At 73.4% G+C, this 15,832-nt stretch carries 12 protein-coding genes and 2 pseudogenes; 5 read left to right on the top strand and 9 right to left on the bottom strand.

What is annotated here, in order from left to right; translation table 11 throughout:
* Nucleotides 1–4: 4 nt before the first annotated feature.
* Nucleotides 5–1,822 carry a malto-oligosyltrehalose trehalohydrolase gene (gene treZ / locus AC1VM9_RS20185; protein WP_481345803.1) on the top strand — a complete coding sequence of 606 codons (1,818 nt, stop codon included), beginning with the start codon at nucleotides 5–7 and terminating at the stop codon, nucleotides 1,820–1,822.
* Between the two features lie 13 nt (nucleotides 1,823–1,835).
* Here the strand turns inward: treZ and AC1VM9_RS20180 are convergent, their stop codons facing one another.
* Together AC1VM9_RS20180 and AC1VM9_RS20175 are read right to left on the bottom strand one after the other, a co-directional pair.
* Nucleotides 1,836–2,789 carry an acyl-CoA thioesterase gene (locus AC1VM9_RS20180; protein ID WP_481345802.1) on the bottom strand — a complete coding sequence of 318 codons (954 nt, stop codon included), beginning with the start codon at nucleotides 2,787–2,789 and terminating at the stop codon, nucleotides 1,836–1,838.
* Between the two features lie 85 nt (nucleotides 2,790–2,874).
* Nucleotides 2,875–5,007 (bottom strand): RecQ family ATP-dependent DNA helicase, encoded by a 2,133-nt coding sequence (locus AC1VM9_RS20175; protein ID WP_481347106.1) that lies wholly within the window; start codon nucleotides 5,005–5,007, stop codon nucleotides 2,875–2,877.
* A 150-nt stretch (nucleotides 5,008–5,157) separates the two neighbouring features.
* Between AC1VM9_RS20175 and AC1VM9_RS20170 the strand changes: the two genes are divergently transcribed.
* Together AC1VM9_RS20170 and AC1VM9_RS20165 are read left to right on the top strand one after the other, a co-directional pair.
* The gene (locus AC1VM9_RS20170) at nucleotides 5,158–5,697 is read left to right on the top strand and encodes an acyl-CoA thioesterase (protein WP_481347105.1); all 540 of its coding nucleotides are present in this window, start codon (nucleotides 5,158–5,160) and stop codon (nucleotides 5,695–5,697) included.
* A 10-nt stretch (nucleotides 5,698–5,707) separates the two neighbouring features.
* Nucleotides 5,708–6,364, top strand: a complete 657-nt coding sequence (locus AC1VM9_RS20165; RefSeq protein ID WP_481347104.1) for a DUF8185 domain-containing protein — start codon at nucleotides 5,708–5,710, stop codon at nucleotides 6,362–6,364.
* A gap of 13 nt (nucleotides 6,365–6,377) precedes the next feature.
* On the opposite strand, the gene AC1VM9_RS20160 is transcribed toward AC1VM9_RS20165, so the two are convergent.
* The 7 genes and pseudogenes from AC1VM9_RS20160 to pepN form a co-directional block, all read right to left on the bottom strand.
* A complete protein-coding gene (locus tag AC1VM9_RS20160) occupies nucleotides 6,378–7,178 on the bottom strand; it encodes a glycerophosphodiester phosphodiesterase family protein (RefSeq protein WP_481342754.1) in 801 nt (266 codons plus the stop codon).
* 113 nt (nucleotides 7,179–7,291) lie between these two features.
* Nucleotides 7,292–9,088: a glycoside hydrolase family 13 protein gene (locus tag AC1VM9_RS20155; RefSeq protein WP_481347102.1), complete on the bottom strand. Its 1,797-nt coding sequence runs from the start codon at nucleotides 9,086–9,088 to the stop codon at nucleotides 7,292–7,294.
* 400 nt (nucleotides 9,089–9,488) lie between these two features.
* Nucleotides 9,489–10,193 carry a hypothetical protein gene (locus AC1VM9_RS20150; RefSeq protein WP_481342752.1) on the bottom strand — a complete coding sequence of 235 codons (705 nt, stop codon included), beginning with the start codon at nucleotides 10,191–10,193 and terminating at the stop codon, nucleotides 9,489–9,491.
* Between the two features lie 139 nt (nucleotides 10,194–10,332).
* Complete coding sequence (locus tag AC1VM9_RS20145) at nucleotides 10,333–10,719, bottom strand: globin (RefSeq protein ID WP_481342751.1); 387 nt, start codon at nucleotides 10,717–10,719, stop codon at nucleotides 10,333–10,335.
* A 33-nt stretch (nucleotides 10,720–10,752) separates the two neighbouring features.
* On the bottom strand, nucleotides 10,753–11,241 hold the full coding sequence (locus AC1VM9_RS20140; RefSeq protein WP_483124056.1) for a mechanosensitive ion channel family protein: 489 nt from the start codon (nucleotides 11,239–11,241) through the stop codon (nucleotides 10,753–10,755).
* Between the two features lie 90 nt (nucleotides 11,242–11,331).
* Nucleotides 11,332–11,418 (bottom strand): annotated as a pseudogene (locus AC1VM9_RS20135) (hypothetical protein); the annotation flags it as partial.
* Nucleotides 11,419–11,931: 513 nt separating this feature from the next.
* Nucleotides 11,932–14,494 (bottom strand): annotated as a pseudogene (pepN, locus tag AC1VM9_RS20130) (aminopeptidase N).
* 147 nt (nucleotides 14,495–14,641) lie between these two features.
* On the opposite strand from pepN, the gene AC1VM9_RS20125 reads away from it, so the two are divergent.
* Nucleotides 14,642–15,307 carry a mycothiol-dependent nitroreductase Rv2466c family protein gene (locus tag AC1VM9_RS20125; protein WP_483123853.1) on the top strand — a complete coding sequence of 222 codons (666 nt, stop codon included), beginning with the start codon at nucleotides 14,642–14,644 and terminating at the stop codon, nucleotides 15,305–15,307.
* A 27-nt stretch (nucleotides 15,308–15,334) separates the two neighbouring features.
* A complete protein-coding gene (locus AC1VM9_RS20120; protein WP_481342528.1) occupies nucleotides 15,335–15,817 on the top strand; it encodes a ribose-5-phosphate isomerase in 483 nt (160 codons plus the stop codon).
* Nucleotides 15,818–15,832 lie beyond the last annotated feature (15 nt).

Genomic DNA, 15,832 nt, shown 5'->3' with positions numbered 1-15,832 from the left:
CGCGATGAGTGAGAACGAGATCCACGTCTGGGCGCCGTACGCCACGACGGTGGAGGTGAGGGTCGCGGCCGCGGCGCACGGCACGGAACCGGAGCGCCGGTCCATGCAGCAGGCCGGGGACGGGTGGTGGTCATGGACGCCCACCGATGACCTCGCGAAGGCGGGTGTCCTCGACTACGCGTTCAGCCTGGACGGCGGCGACCCGCGCCCCGACCCGCGCAGCGCCTGGCAGCCGTACGGGGTGCACGGGCCCAGCCGCACGTTCGACGTCGCGGCCCACCGGTGGCAGGACGCGGGCTGGCGCGGCCCCCGCGAGGGTCGGGGCGTGGCCGGCGGCGTCGTCTACGAGCTGCACGTCGGCACGTTCACACCCGAGGGGACGCTCGATGCCGCGACCGGGCACCTCGACCACCTCGTCGAGCTCGGCATCGACGTCGTCGAGGTCATGCCCGTCGCGGCCTTCGGTGGGACCCACGGTTGGGGATATGACGGCGTCCAGCCGTACGCCGTCCAGGACGCCTACGGCGGGCCTGCGGCCTTCCAGCGCTTCGTCGACGCCTGCCACGGTCGCGGGCTGGGCGTCTGCCTCGACGTCGTCTACAACCACCTCGGCCCCACCGGCAACTACCTCGCGGAGTTCGGGCCGTACTTCACCGACGCGCACACGACGCCGTGGGGTCCGGCCGTCAACCTCGACGGTGACGGCTCGCAGCAGGTGCGGCGGTGGGTCGTCGACAACGCGCTGCGGTGGTTCCGCGACTTCCACGTCGACGCGTTGCGACTCGACGCCGTCCACGAGCTGCGTGACTCCTCCCATCGTCACGTCCTCGCGCAGCTGTCCGACGAGACCGCTTCTCTGGCAGCCCAGCTCGGCCGCTCGCTCGACCTCGTGGCGGAGAGCGACCTCAACGACCCGGTCATGGTGACGCCGACCGCGGAGGGCGGCCGGGGCATGACGGTGCAGTGGGACGACGACGTGCACCACGCCCTGCACGTGGCGCTCACCGGCGAGACCCAGGGCTACTACGCCGACTTCGCCGGCGGCACCGCCGCGTGGCCCGACGGGGGCGTGCTGTCGGTCCTGGCCAAGGTGCTCACCCAGGCCTTCCTGCACGACGGCCGCTACTCGACCTTCCGCGACGCGACCTGGGGTCGGCCGGTCGACCCCGCCACGACGTCCGGGCACCGCTTCGTCGCCTACCTGCAGACCCACGACCAGGTCGGCAACCGCGCGGTCGGCGACCGCATCGGGGCCACCGTGACGCCGGGGCAGCAGGCCATCGGCGCGGCGCTCTACCTCCTGTCGCCCTACACGGCGATGGTCTTCATGGGCGAGGAGTGGCGCGCGGGAACGCCCTTCGCGTTCTTCACCTCCTTCGAGGAGGACTGGCTCGCCGAGGCCGTGCGCACCGGGCGCCGGGGCGAGTTCGCGGCGCACGGGTGGGACGAGGCGGACGTCCCCGACCCGCAGGACCCGGCCACCCGCGAGTCGAGCGTGCTGCGGTGGTCGGAGGTCGACGCACCGGGCCACGTCGAGACGCTCGCGTTCTACCGGCGGCTCCTCGAGGTTCGCCGCACCGAACCCGACATCGCCTCCGGTGACCTGCGGGACACGAGCGCCCGCTTCGACGAGGACGCCTCGTGGTTCGTCCTGTCACGCGGGCGGCTGCGCGTCGTGGCCAACCTGTCCGAGCAGTCCCAGGTCGTGCCCGTCGCGGACGACCTCGACGAGGTGCTGGCCTCGTGGGGCCGGCACCCCGAGAAGGCCCCCGGCGGCCTGCGCCTCGAGGGCCACGACGTCGCCGTCGTCCGCGCGGTGTGACGCGGGTGCGCCCTCAGTAGTCCTTGACGCGGACCATACCCTCCTGGGCGGTCGTCGCGACGAGGGTGCCGTCCCGGGTAAAGATCTGTCCGATCGACAGGCCGCGACCGCTCGTGGCCGACGGGGCCGCCTGCGCGTAGAGCAGCCACTCGTCGGCTCGCGCGTCGCGATGGAACCACATCGAGTGGTCGAGGCTCGCGACGCGCAGCCGACGGTCGGTCCACACGAGGCCATGGCGTCGCAGCACGGGCTCGAGCAGCGAGTAGTCGCTGGAGTAGGCCAGCACCGCGGCGTGCAGCAACGGGTCGTCCGGGAGCCGGTCGACGGCCCGCATCCACACGTGGTTGCTCGCGACCTGCTCGGGCCCCGGGTCGAGGAACATGTTGCTCTCGACGGGCCGCAGCTCGATGGGGCGGGACTCCGCGAGGTGCCGGGCGCCGGGGTGGTCGATGCCGCGGAACGCCTCGGCCAGCGAGGTCAGGCCCTCGGGGCCGGCCACCGCGGGCATCGGCTCCTGGTGGTCGAGGCCGCCGGCCCGCTCCTGGAACGAGCACACCATCGACATGATCGGCGCGCCCTTCTGCACGGCGTGGACCCGCCGCGTCGAGAAGGACCGGCCGTCGCGCATCTCCTCGACGGCGAACCGGATCGGCAGGGTGTCGTCGCCCGGACGCATGAAGTAGCCGTGCAGCGAGTGGATCGGGCGCGGGCCGTCGCCGTCGATCTCACGGACCGTCGTGCCGGCCGCCATGACGCACTGCGCGAGCACCTGGCCGCCGAAGACCCGGCCGTGCGGCATCTTCTGACTGCGCCCCTCGAAGACGCGCGCCGACGTCGCCCCGATCGACTCCGCGGCGTCGCGGCCGAGCACGTCGGTGACGGCGATCTGGGCCGTGCCGACGTCCTTGAGGGTCAGGACATCGATGAGGTCCTCGATCGGGGGGAGCACGGTGATCTCGTCGGTCACGCCCCGACCCTACCCAGCCCCCGTCGGCCCCGTCCCCGTGCCCGACGTGGGGCCGGCGCCACGGCACGGCCACCTGCCGCCGTGCTCACGCCTCGAGCGCGAGGACGAGCGGGAGCACCCCGGGCGCCCCGGCCTGACGCAGGAGGCCTGCGCACACCGTCAGCGTCCAGCGCGAGTCGGCGACGTCGTCGACGAGCAGCACGGGACCGGGCGCCCCGGCCAGCCGCGCCGCGAGCTCGGGTCCGACGACGAGTCGGCCCCACACGTTGGCCAGCCGGAAGGCGCTGTTGCCGCCAGGCTCGCCCACCGGGCCGCCCTCGGCGAGGTCGAGCGACCCGAGGTAGGGCAGCCGCCCGAGCTCGGCGATGCCCGCCGCCAGGGACCCGACGAGCCGTGGACGGCGTCGCGACGGGACCGACACGACCGCGACGGGGCGTTGCGACCACCCCCAGGTCGCGAGGACGTCGACGCACGCGCGCAGCACCTCGGGCGGCAGCTCGCCGTCGTCGCCGCGGAGCAGCTCGCGCAGCCGCTGACCCCAGCCGAGGTCGCTGAGCCGGGCGACCGCGCGGCCCTCGGTCATGGCCGTCTCCGCCCCGATGCGGCCGCGCACGGGGACACCGAGGCGGTCCATCCCGGACGGCCACTGCGCCCGGGGCTCCAGGGCGACACCGGGTCGGTCCAGCCGGGCGCGGGCGGTGGTGACGGCCGCGTCCGGGATCGTCGCGTCGAACCACGGCCCGGCACAGCCGTCGCAGCGGCCGCACGGCTCGGCCGTCTCGTCGTCGAGGCAGGTCTGCAGGAACGCCATGCGGCACCCCTCGTTGCGCTCGTAGTCGACCATGAGCTGCTGCTCACGCTCGCGGGCCTGCGTGACCCGCCCGTAGCGCTCCTCGTCGTAGGCCCACGGCTCGCCGGTGGCGGTCCACCCGCCGGGCACCCGGCGGACGGCGCCGTCGACGTCGAGCACCTTGAGCAGCAGCTCGAGCCGCGTGCGACGCACGTCGACGATGGCCTCGAGCGCGACCGTGGACAGCGGCTTCGGCGACTCGGTGAGGGCCCGCAGCACGGCGTCTGCCTGGTCCTGGCGCGGCATGGAGGCCGATGCGAAGTAGCGCCAGATGTCCTTGTCCTCGGGGCCGGGCATGAGCAGGACGTCGGCGCGCTCCGTGGCCCGCCCCGCGCGACCGACCTGCTGGTAGTAGGCGACGGGGGAGGAGGGCGCACCCAGGTGCAGGACGAACCCGAGGTCGGGCTTGTCGAAGCCCATGCCGAGCGCCGACGTGGCCACGAGCGCCTTGACGGTGTTGTCGCGCAGGGCCTCCTCGAGGCGGATGCGCTCGGCAGGCTCGGTGCGGCCCGTGTAGGCGGCGACCTCGTGCCCGGCCTCGCGCAGCGCGGCGGCGACGTCCTCGGCCGCTGCCACGGTCAGGGCGTAGACGATGCCGGAGCCGGGCAGCTGTGCCAGGTGGGCGATGAGCCAGGCCAGCCGCTGCTCCGGCGCGGCGAGCGGCAGCACGCCGAGGCGCAGCGACGCACGGGCGAGCGGACCGCGCAGCGTCAGCACGTCGTGGCCGCCGGCGCCGAGCTGCTCGACGACGTCGGTGACGACCCGCGCGTTGGCGGTGGCCGTCGTCGCGAGGACCGGCGTGTGCTCGGGCAGGGTCGTGAGCAGGTCGCGGATGCGGCGGTAGTCGGGCCGGAAGTCGTGCCCCCAGTCGCTGACGCAGTGCGCCTCGTCGACGACGAGCAGGCCGCAGGTCCGGGCCAGCTGCGGCAGCTGCTCGTCGCGGAACCGTGGGTTGTTGAGCCGCTCGGGGCTGACGAGCAGGACGTCGACGGCATCTGCCGCGAGGGCGGCCGACACCTCGCCCCACTCGTCGGCATTGGTCGAGTTGAGCGTCACGGCGCGGATGCCGGCCCGCTGGGCGGCCCCGATCTGGTCACGCATCAGCGCCAGCAGCGGGCTGACGATGACGGTCGGTCCCGCGTCCTCGGCCCGGCGCAGGGCGGTCGCGACGAAGTACACGGCCGACTTGCCCCACCCCGTGCGCTGCACGACGAGGACGCGCCGACGACCCTCGACGAGTGCGGCGATGGCCTCGAGCTGGCCGTCACGGAACTCGGCGTCAGGCCGTCCGACGAGCCGGCGCAGTGCCTCGGTCGCCCGTGACCGCAGTGGGTCGTCGACCACGTCCACGGGTCCGGCGTCGCCCATGGCGTCGGTGGTGGTGGGCTGGGCGGCAGGCGTCGGGGGCATGCGTCCAACCTACGTGCCGCCGCCGACGGGTCCGCCTCCCCGGGCCGGGCCCTGTGGACGCCGGTGGGCGCCCGGACGGGGATGGGGACGGGCTGGGAGGATGGCGTCATGACCGACGCGCCGGACGGCACGACCCGTTCCTCGACCGACCTCCAGGCCCCGTACGCCGCGCACGTGGCGCTGCGCTGGTCCGACATGGACGCCTACGCGCACATCAACAACGTGCAGTTCCTCCGGCTGCTCGAGGACGCGCGCGTCATCGCCTTCCGGGACTGGTTCGACGGCACCGGCGCGGGCAACAAGACGCTGCTCGACGAGGGCGTGCTCGTCGCGCGACACGAGATCGAGTACCGGCGGCCGCTCGGCTTCCGGCACGCACCGGTCGAGATCCGGATGTGGGTCTCGCGGGTCGGTGGGGCCGGCTTCGACGTCGCCTACATCGTCACCGACCCCGTGGGGATGGATCCGCACGGTGCCCAGGGGCGAGGTGACGGGACGCGAGGTGACGAGGTCGTGTACGCCGTCGCGGAGACCGAGCTGGCCCTCTACGACTTCGCGTCCGCGTCACCGCGGCGGATGCGGCCGGAGGAGCGGGACGCCCTGCGGCCCCACCGCAGTGGCCCGGCACCGTTCCGGCGTCGACGGTGAGGGCCCGACCGTGACCACCGACGTGCGACACGTCGACTTCGGTGACCCCCGGGGCCTGGCCGACCTCGAGACGTTCCTGGCCCGGGCCCGGCGCGCCAACCCCGACGGCGCCGTGCGGCTGCAGGTCGCCGGCGGCCTGGCCCTCGTCACGGTCGCCGTCCTCGAGGGCGGCGGCCTGCTCGGTGAGGGCACGGTCCTCGGTCTGCGCGTCGTGCGGGTCCGGGCAGTCGGCCACGACGCCGGCGCGGCCCTCGACACGACGGTGTCGTTCGCGTCGCTCGCCGACCGGCTGGCGCGCCGCGATGCGTCGAGCGTCCTCGCCGTGCCCCCGACCACCGTGCGGGCGCCGTGGGGCGGGCTGACACCCCCACGCGACGGCTGGGAGCCCGTGGGGCGGCTCACCAGCGAGGCCGTGGACGCGGTTGCGCGCGAGGGGATCTCGCAGGTTGCCGCGGGAACCCCCGACGGTGCCGGCGCTCACGCGGTCACGGCCCTGCGCCGTCGCGTGTGGGGCGCGATGACCGACACCGTGCCGCCCGTCGCGGCCGGTCTGGCCTTCGGCGCGCACGTGCTCGGCTTCACCGCGCCGGGCACCGAGGCGTCGGTGTCGACCAACGGACGCTGGACCCGCCTGTCGACCGCGCGGGGTCACGTGCTGGTGCGCTGACGAAGCGGCTTCGTCAGCGCCCGGTCCACGTGCCACGCTGGACGAGCACCTGCTTGAGCACGTCGATGCGGTCGCTGACGAGACCGTCCACGCCGAGGTCGAGCAGCCGGTGCATCTGCTCCGGGTCGTCGATCGTCCAGACATGCACCTGCTTGCCCGCTGCGTGCGCCGCCGCGACGAACCCCGGGGTCACGACCTGCACGACGCGCCCGCGCACGGGGAACGAGGCGGGCACCTGGAAGACCTCCGCGGGTGAGCGCAGCCAGCGGGCCAGCCAGCGCGGGCCGTAGCGGTTGACCGCGGCGCCGACGGGCGCGGCCGCGGTCGTGACGCGTCCGCGGGCGAGGCGTCGGAACTGGGCGATGTTGCGCTGCGAGAACGAGCCGACGCAGACCCGCTCGTGGAGGCGGCGCTCCTCGATGAGACGCCAGAGGGCCGCCGGCGTCCCCGGCGCCTTGAGGTCGAGGTTGAGGTTGACCTCCGGCCACGCGTCGAGGACCTCGGTGAGCAGGGGCACGCGCTCACCGTCGCCGATGGCGGCCTCGCGCACCTGCTCCCAGGTGAGCCGGTGGATGAGTCCGGCCCGGTCGGTCACGCGGTCGAGGCGGGTGTCGTGGAAGGCGACGAGCCGGCCGTCGGCCGTCAGGTGCACGTCGGTCTCGAGGTGGGTGTAGCCGAGGGCGACGGCATGGCCGAACGCCGTCATCGTGTTCTCGAGGCCGACGTTGGGCCGGTAGAGCGCGCCACCGCGGTGGGCGAGGGCCACCGGCGTCCGGGCGAGGTAGGGGCGGGGGCGCGGCGCCGGCACGGTCATGGCGCGAGACTAGGCGCTCACCGCCCGGCCTGGACACCTCCGGTGGTGCGGCGAGGGCGCCCCCTGGCGGGGGGCGCCCTCGCGCGGGTCGGAGCAGTGGGGGACCGGCACGGTCAGGCCCAGAGTGCCCAGACGGTCGTGTCGGTGGGGACGCTTCCGGCCACCAGGGGACCGGAGGCGACGAGCACGTCGACGCCCTCGGGCAGCTCGACCGGCTCGGCGCCGAGGTTGGTGACGACGAGGACGCGCTCGCGGTCCGGTCCGCCGTTGGTCAGCGCGAGAACGTCCTCGCCGTAGCCCTCGACCCACGTCAGCGACCCGGTGCCGAGGTGGAGGCGTCGACGCTCCGCGAGCAGCGACCGGTAGAGCTCGAGGGTGGAGCCGGGCACGCCGGTCTGCCGGTCGACCGCGTAGTCGGCGTACACCGCCGGCTGCGGCAGCCACGTCGCGTCGGTCTGGCCGAAGCCGAGGCTGGGCGCGTCGGCGACCCACGGCATCGGGACCCGGCAGCCGTCGCGGCCGGTCTCGGCGCCCGCGGTGCGCGCGAACGTCGGGTCCTGGCGGAACTCGGCCGGCATGTCCGTCGAGTCGGGCAGGCCGAGCTCCTCGCCCTGGTACAGGTAGGCACCGCCCGGCAGGGCCAGCATGAGCGCGGTCGCGGCCCGGGCGCGGCGCAGGCCCAGCTCGCGGTCCGGTTGCGGGTCGGCGGCGCTGATGCCGTTCATCCGCGGCGTGCCGGGCGCGAAACCGAGGCGCGAGGCGTGGCGCACGACGTCATGGTTCGACAGCACCCACGTCGACGGCGCGCCCACCGAGTCGGCCGCCCGCAGCGACGACGTGATGACCGAGCGCAGGTCGGCGGCGACCCACGCCGAGGTGAGGAAGTCGAAGTTGAACGCCTGGTGCATCTCGTCCGGGCGGACGTACGCGACGGCGCGCTCCTGCGGCTCGACCCAGGCCTCGGCGCACAGGATGCGGTCGGGGGTGCCGTAGGACTCGAGGACGCGGCGCCAGGAACGGTAGATCTCGTGAACGCCGTCCTGGTCCCACATCGGGCTGCGCTTCGTGTGGTCGATGCGGGGCTGGTCGTCCGGGCGCGCGGTTGCCACGGCGGCGTCGTCGTGCTCGGCGTGGCCGAGCATGACGGTGCGCTCCTCCTCGGTGTCGGGCAGGCCCTGCTCCTTGATCAGGCCGTGCGCGACGTCGACGCGGAAGCCGTCGACGCCCCGGTCGAGCCAGAAGCGCAGGATCGACTCGAACTCGGCACGCACCTCGGGGTGCTCCCAGTTGAAGTCGGGCTGCTTCGGGTCGAACAGGTGCAGGTACCACTGGCCCGGACGGCCGTTCTCCTCGGTGACCTGCGTCCACGCGGCGCCGCCGAAAACGGACTGCCAGTTGTTCGGGGGCAGCTCGCCGTGCTCGCCGCGGCCCTCGCGGAAGACGTAGCGCTCGCGCTCGGCCGAGCCGGGGCCCGCTGCGAGCGCGGCTGCGAACCACTCGTGCTCGTCCGAGGAGTGGTTCGGGACCATGTCCACGATGACCTTGAGGCCCAGCTCGTGGGCGCGCGCGATCATCGCGTCCGCGTCGGCGAGCGTGCCGAACAGCGGGTCGACGTCGCGGTAGTCGGCGACGTCGTAGCCGGCGTCGGCCTGGGGCGAGGTGTAGAACGGCGACAGCCAGACCGCGTCGACGCCGAGCGCGCTGAGGTGCTCGAGGCGCGCGGTGATGCCGGGCAGGTCGCCGACGCCGTCGCCGTCGCCGTCGCTCCACGAGCGGGGGTAGATCTGGTAGATCACGGCCTGACGCCACCACGCCCCGTCCGGGTGGTCGGCGGCGTGGACCGGGCTGTCCGCCTCGCGGACGCCCGTCACGGTGGCGGGCGTGAGGGTCTGGGCTGCTGATCGCGTCACGAGCCACCATCGTTCCTCATGCCCACGGAAACTCCAAGCAAGATCTGCAAGATCTTGCATGTCGACCTTGCGGGTGGCGTCGTCGAGCGCCGCGAGGGGGACCGTCGCGTGGCCCCGTCCCGGCAGCCTGCTGGACGAAGCGCGCGCGACGGGGTTCGGCGCGCGGACTTTCGCGCGCCGGGACCGTGCATCGCGCGACACGTGGTGTGACGCGCGCTCCGGGCCGGGATCGACGCCAGCTGCTGACGCGGCTCGTCCAGCCACCCAGTACGCCGGTCCGGCACTGCCGGCCCCAGGCCGCGGCCTGCTCACCGGCCGGGCACCGAGTCAGCACACCGCGGCCCGCTGGCCGGCCTCCCGCTCCACCGCGTGAGGCTGGACGTGGCTCGGGTCGGCCCGGTCAGTCAGGGCCGTCCATCTCGATGACCCCGGCGGCGGCCGCCTTCTTCACGGCGTCGGCCTCGGCCTGGGTCAGCGTGCCGCTCTGCACCGCCTGGGCGAGCCGGTCGTCGAAGGCCTTCTGGCGTGCGGCCTGCGCGGCCGCACGAACGGCGGCGATGGCGCCGCGCACCTTGGCGACGTCCATGCGCAGGCGCTTGGCGAGCGCCGTCGTGAAGGCATCGAGCCTCGCGTCGCGCTGGGCCGTCGACGGAGGCGAGGTCGGCGGTGTGGTGGGCGACGTGGTCGGCGGGGCGGTCGGCTGGGCCGCGGCGCGGGCGGCGCGGAGGTCGTCTCGGGCGCCCTTGATGGCGTCGCGCAACGTCGACTCGCTGACGCCGAGGCGCGCCGCGAGGTCGGCCACGCCGGCGCCGAGGTGCCCGACACCCAGACCGCGCCCGAGGTCTCCACCGCCCTTGCCGGGCCGGCCACCGGGACCCCAACCGTGCCCGTGGTTGCCGTTGCCGTTCCCGTGGTTGCCGTTGCCGGGGTTGCCGGTGGCGGTCGGGGCGGGGGTCGTCGCGGCCGCCGGGACGACCGCCACCGCGGTCCTCGAGGACGGGCTCGGCGAGTCGGCGCGGGCCACCGCGGAGACTCCCAGGGCGACGGCCAGCGCGGCGGCGCCTGCGGCAGCGACCCCCACCGACGTGCGGTTCAGCTCGACCATCTCGGCCTCCTTGCGGATGCAGGCGCCACGCCACCCGTGGCCACACGCACCAGCACAGCACGGCCCGCGTCGGGGCGTCAGGGGTTTCGCCTGTGACTCGGCTGTGACTTCCTGTGAGCCGGAGGGCGTCCCGGGACGCTCAGAACGTGCCGTCGGGTCCGGGGGTGTTGACGAGCGAGTAGGCCGCGCGCGTCAGGTAGTCGCGCAGCAGGTCGTCGTGCTCGGGCGCGAGGTCGAGCGTGTCGACGGCGTTCATCATGTGCAGCAGCCAGCGGTCACGCATGTCGGGGGTCACCGGAAAGGGCATGTGGCGCATCCGCAGCCTCGGGTGGCCGCGCTGTTGCGAGTACGTCGTCGGCCCACCCCAGTACTGCTCGAAGAACATCCGCAGGCGCTCCTCCGCGGGGCCGAGGTCCTGCTCCGGGTAGAGCGCGCGCAGCGGCTCGTCCCGGGCGACGCCCCGGTAGAACTCGCGGACGAGCTTGGCGAAGGTCTCGTGGCCGCCGAAGTCCTCGTAGTAGGTCACGCCGGTCAGTCTCTCAGGTGCGGTCCGGTGGCCTCAGAGCGGCTTGCCCCCGCCGTACGGCGGCATGACCGGTGACGGGCTCTTGATGCCGGCCCGGTCGAGGGCGCCCTTGACCTGCTCGCGGATCTCCCGCTGGATGGCGAACTGCTCGTTCGCGACGGTCTTGGCCAGGATCCTGATCGTGATGACACCGGCCGACATCGACTCGACGCCGACGACGTTCGGCTCCTCGAGCAGGACGTCCCGCCACCGGTCGTCGTCGTCCATGACCGACACGACGTCGCGGATCACCGAGGTCGCCTGCTCGACGTCCTGGTCGTAGGCGATCGGGACGTCGACCATCGCCGTGGACCACCCCTGGGTCTTGTTGCCGATGCGGATGATCTCGCCGTTGCGGATGTACCACGTCATGCCCTGCGCGTCGCGCAGCTGCGTGATGCGCAGCGACACGTTCTCGACGGTGCCGACGGCCTCACCGGTGTCGATGACGTCGCCGACGCCGTACTGGTCCTCGATGATCATGAAGACACCCGAGAGGAAGTCCTTGACGAGGCTCTGGGCGCCGAACGCGAGCGCGACGCCACCCACCCCGGCCGAGGTGAGGATCGGCGTCAGCGGGATGCCGACGAGCGAGAGCACGGTCAGGCCCGTCACGCCGAAGACGATGAAGGTCGTGATGCTCTTGAGCAGCGCACCCATCGTCTGGGTCCGCTGCACGTGGCGGGCGTTGGCGACACCCACCGCGCTCGGCGCCCGGCGGTTGCCCCCGAGGAGGCCGGCGAGGCGCTCGGCGCGTCGGGAGGCGGCCGTCGCGACGACGCGGTTGATGAGGCGGTGCACGGCCCACCGGACGAAGAGCCCGAGCACGATCGTCACGAGGATGAGCAACGGCGTGCCGACGAGCCAGTCGCCGAGCTGGGACCAGGTGACCTGCGGCATGGACAGCTCCAACGGTCCCTCCGTTCCGGGCAGGTGTGGTGGCGTGTCGGTCGGCGCGAGCGCCCTGACGAGGCGCGCGGTGGACGGTGTCGTGAGTTCGTCGGTCACAGAGTCTCGTTCGGTGCAGGGGACAGGGCCGGTGAGAGGGGGCGCCGCCGCGGCGGCGACCGGTCTCGATGGTCCCAGACGGCAGGACGCTGCCACCGGCCGGGGGAACGGGCGAGCGCCCGTCCGACCCGGGACAGGGCGGACGGGCGCTCGATGCCGGCGGCCTCAGGCCCGGCGGTCCGCCTCCTGGGCGCGCAGGGCGCGGGCGATGGTGTCGCGGTTCTCGGCGACGGTGCGCACGAGGCCGGCCGGGGCGTCGCGGTGCGCGTCGAGCCACGCGTCCGAGGCCGCGAGGAGCTCGGTGCTGGCCAGCGCGAACGGGTAGAACCCGCCGACCACCCGCTCGCCGATCGCGACGCTGCGTGCGGCCCACGCGTCGACGAGCATCTCGTGGTACCGCGCCACGTACGGCTCGAGGAGCGACAGGTCGATGCTGCGGCGGAAGCCGGCGGCCACGGCCTCGACCATCTGGTTGGACAGGACGTTCTGCTCGACGGCCTTGGCCCACGCGTCGGCCTTGGCCTCGGCGGTGGGGCGGGCCGCGAGGGCCTCGGCGTGCCGCTCCCGGCCCGTGGCGGTCGGGTCGCGGTCGAGCTCTCGCCTCGAGCTCGGCATCCGTGGCGACGCCGAGCGCGGCGAGGGCGCGGACGAACGTCCAGCGCAGCTCGGTGTCGACGCCCAGGCCCGGCAGGGACGCGTCGCCGGCGAGCAGCGCCCGGAACCGGTCGGCGTCGGAGGCGTCGGCGGTCGTGTTGGCCCACGCCTCGACGAGCTGGAACTGGGCGTCGCTGCCCGGCTCGGCCGACTCGGCCAGGGCCCGCAGCGAGCTGCTGAGCAGCGCGGAGGTCTCGGCGCGGTGCTCGGGCGCGACGTAGAGGCGGGTCGACTGGACGATCTGGCCGAGCAGCACGCGCAGCAGCGTCGAGTCGCTCTCGCCGGGCAGCGTCTCGAGGACGAACCGCACGAAGTCGCGGGCGGGCATCTCGGCGTCGCGGGTCATGTCCCACGTCGCGCCGAGGACGAGCGAGCGCGGCAGCGAGTCGCCGAAACCACGCGGGTGGGCCAGCGCCGTGGCCAGCGACCGCTCGTCGAGGCGGATCTTGGCGTAGGCGAGGTCGTCGTCGTTGAGCAGCAGCAGGTCCGGCTGCGCGACACCGACGAGCTCGGCGAGGTCGGTGCGCTCCCCGGCGCCGTCGACCTCGTGGTAGGCGGTGCGCACGAGGCTGTCGCCCTGGACGGCGTAGAGGCCGATGCCGAGGCGGTGCGGCCGCAGCGTCGGGTGCTCCTCGGCGGCGGTCTGCTCGACGGCGAACGCCGTGTACCGGCCCTCCGCGTCGACCTCGAACGAGGGGCGCAGCGTGTTGACGCCCGCCGTCTCGAGCCACAGCTTGCTCCACTCGGTGAGCTCGCGGCCCGAGGCGGCCTCGAGCTCGCCGAGGAGGTCGGCGAGCGTCGTGTTGCCCCACGCGTGCTTGCGGAAGTACGCGCGCAGCGCGGTGACGAACGGCTCGCGGCCGACGTAGGCCACGAGCTGCTTGAGCACCGAGGCGCCCTTGGCGTACGTGATGCCGTCGAAGTTGACCTCGACGTCCTCGAGGTGGCGCATGTCGGCGGCGATGGGGTGCGTCGAGGAGAGCTGGTCCTGGGTGTAGGCCCAGGCCTTCTCGGCCGTGCCGAAGGTCGTCCAGGCGCTCGTCCACTCGGTGGCCTCGGCCTGGCACGTCGTCGAGGCCCACTCGGCGAACGACTCGTTGAGCCAGAGGTCGTCCCACCACTTCATCGTCACGAGGTTGCCGAACCACATGTGGGCCAGCTCGTGCAGGATGGTCAGGGCGCGGCGCTCGACCTTGGCCTCGCTCACCTTGGAGCGGAAGACGTAGACCTCCGTGAACGTCACGGCCCCGGCGTTCTCCATCGCGCCCATGTTGTACTCGGGCGTGAAGACCTGGTCGTACTTCTCGAACGGGTACGGCTGGTCGAACTCGGACTCGAAGAACGCGAAGCCCTTCTTCGTGCAGTCGAAGAGGTTGTCGGCGTCGAGGTGCTGGGTCAGCGACCTGCGGCAGAAGACGCCGAGGGGCACCGTTCCGCGCCGCGTCTGCACCTCGTCGCGCACCTCGTCGTACGGGCCGGCGATGAGCGCGGTGATGTAGGAGGAGATGCGCGGCGTCGGGGCGAAGGACCACGTGGCCCTCTCGACGCCGTCGGCGACGCCGGCGGGCTCGGGGTGCGGCGTCGGGGAGTTGGAGATGACCTTCCAGTGCGCGGGAGCCGTCACGGTGAAGGAGAAGGAGGCCTTGAGGTCGGGCTGCTCGAAGACCGCGTACATGCGCCGGGAGTCGGGCACCTCGAACTGGGTGTAGAGGTACACCTCGTTGTCGACGGGGTCGACGAAGCGGTGCAGCCCCTCGCCGGTGTTCGTGTAGCGGCCCGTCGCCTCGATCGTCAGCTCGTTGCCGGCGGCCAGGCCGGGCAGCGCGACCCGGGAGTCGGCGAACAGCTCGGCCGGGTCGAGGTCGGCGCCGTTGAGGGTGACGCGCTCGACCGAGTCGGCGATGAGGTCGATGAACGTGTCGGTGCCGGGCTCGGCGCAGGAGAAGCGCGCCGTCGTGACCGTGCGGAACGTCTCGGGACCCGTGGTGAGGTCGAGACGGACGTCGTAGCTGTCGACCCGCAGGACCGCGGCGCGGGTGGCCGCCTCCTCGCGGGTCAGGTTCTTGCCGGGCACGAGGGGACCTCCTGGGGACGAAGTGCGTGGCTGCGACGCAGGCGGCACCGGTCGGACGGCCCCGTCGCCCGGACATCCTCGCACGGAGGTCCCACCCGACCGCCACCGCGATTCGGCCCCGCGACGACGGGTGCGAGGATGGGCCCCATGACGCAGGCGTCCCCCTCACCCTCGACCGCGGCCTCCTCCTCGCACACCGACGCCGGCGCGAGCCGGGCCGTCGAGATGTGGTTCGACCCGATCTGCCCGTGGGCCTGGATGACGTCGCGCTGGCTCATGGAGGTCCAGCGGCTGCGCGACCTCGAGGTCACGTGGTCGGTCATGAGCCTCGCGGTCCTCAACGAGCACCGGCACGACCTCGACGCCGCCTACCGGGCGCGCATGGACGAGGCCTGGGGCCCGGTCCGCGTCATCATCGCGGCCGCGGAGGCCCACGGCGACACCGTCGTCAAGCCCCTCTACGACGCCATGGGCACCCGGATCCACCTGCGGAGGATGAGCGACTTCGACGTCGTCATCCGCGAGTCGCTCGAGGAGGTCGGCCTGCCGGCGGCGCTCGCCAAGGAGGCCCACCACAAGAAGTTCGACGCGGCGCTGCACCGCAGCCACAAGCGGGGCATCAGCCTCGTCGGCACCGAGGTCGGCACGCCGATCATCTCGGTGGGCGGTGTCGCGTTCTTCGGACCCGTCGTGACCCCCGCACCGAAGGGCGAGGACGCCGTGCGCCTCTGGGACGGTTGCGTGCTCGTCGCGTCGACACCGGGTTTCTTCGAGCTCAAGCGCACCCGTACGCTCGGCCCGATCCTCGACTGACCCGACCCGACGCACCCAAGGACGGACATGCGCATCCACATCGGCGGCGACCACGCGGCCTACGAGCTCCACCAGGCCCTCCTGACCCACCTGCGCGACGCCGGCCACGACGTCGTCGACCACGGTCCGTCCGCCTACGACGCGCAGGACGACTACCCGGTGTTCGTGCTGCGGGCCGCGGAGGCCGTTGCGGCCGAGGCGGGTTCGCTCGGCGTCGTGCTGGGGGGCTCCGGCAACGGTGAGCAGATCGCGGCCAACAAGGTGAGCGGCATCCGCGCCGCGCTGGCCTACTCGACCGAGCTGGCGAGCCTGGCCCGCGAGCACAACGACGCCCAGGTCGTCTCGATCGGCGCGCGGTTCACCCCGGTCGAGACCGCCATCGCCATCGTCGACACGTTCGTCGGGACGAACTTCTCGAATGAGGAGCGTCACGCCCGTCGTCTAGGTATGGTTTCCGCGTACGAGAACACGGGGGACTTGCCGGCGCTGCCGGACTCGGACGCGTCGTGAGCTGACGCCCGGGCC

The sequence above is a fragment of the Monashia sp. HAY1-11D genome, from assembly GCF_056868035.1.
Note: the sequence above shows the minus strand (reverse complement) of the source record. Positions and strands in the feature narration are given on the sequence as shown.